Below are 949 nucleotides of genomic sequence, written 5' to 3' on the forward strand. Positions count from 1 at the left end.
ATGTGAAAGTCCACATAACGCCCAACCTTGTCGCTGTGGGTGACTCCGCGTTGCTGTGCCAGGTAATGGAAAACCTTATTTCCAATGCATGGAAGTTCACCGTCCATGCCACTGCCCCCGAGATCTGGGTTGGGGCGCAGCACCCCGACAACGAAAGTACAGTTTATTTTGTCCGTGATAACGGCGTCGGGTTTGACATGACGTACGCGGACAAATTGTTCGGTACCTTCCAGCGCCTGCATTCACCGGGTGAGTTTGCAGGGATGGGAATCGGGCTGGCAAGCGCTCACCGGATCATTTCCCGTCACGGCGGTCGTATCTGGGCCGAAGGGGCGGTGGGGCAAGGTGCCACATTTTTCTTCACCATACCATCGCCTGTGCGGCAACACTCGCCCGATGAAAGCCCGGCTGATGCGAAAAAACACAGGAGCCAGCCATGACTCAACTGCAGAACCGGCGCATTTTGCTGATCGACGACATGCCGTCCATCCACGAAGACTTCCGGAAAATTCTTGCGTCCAGACCGGTTGCGCATGACCTGGACGATGCCGAAGCCCTGTTGTTTGGCGACGCCGCACCGGTGTCCGATGATGGCTTTGAGCTGGACTCGGCCTACCAGGGACGTGAGGGTCTGGACAAGGTCGAGGCATCCGTTCGGGCCGGGCGGCCCTATGCCATGGCCTTTGTGGACATGCGCATGCCGCCGGGCTGGGATGGTGTGGAGACCATCGAACGGCTCTGGCGCGTTGATCCAAAGGTACAGATCGTCATCTGCACCGCCTACTCCGACCACGCCTGGGAAGATGTGTTCGCGCGGCTGGAGGCCCGGGATCGCCTCCTGATTCTGAAAAAACCATTTGATCCGGTTGAAGTCAGCCAGCTGGCAAGAATGCTGACCACCAAATGGGAGCTGGCGCAGCAGGCGGCAGCGCAGGTGAGCGGCCTGGAG

Annotated in this window: 2 protein-coding genes; both read left to right on the top strand. The window is 59.0% G+C overall.

Annotation, left to right across the window (positions count from 1 at the left end; genetic code table 11):
* On the top strand, window positions 1–440 hold a 440-nt coding region (locus AC1DWI_RS24490), incomplete at its 5' end, for a sensor histidine kinase (RefSeq protein WP_477726088.1).
* Window positions 437–949 (top strand): response regulator (locus tag AC1DWI_RS24495; RefSeq protein ID WP_477726089.1); only part of this gene is annotated, 513 nt, incomplete at its 3' end. The genes AC1DWI_RS24490 and AC1DWI_RS24495, both read left to right, overlap by 4 nt.

The organism is Polaromonas sp. P3_C2 (genome assembly GCF_056402675.1).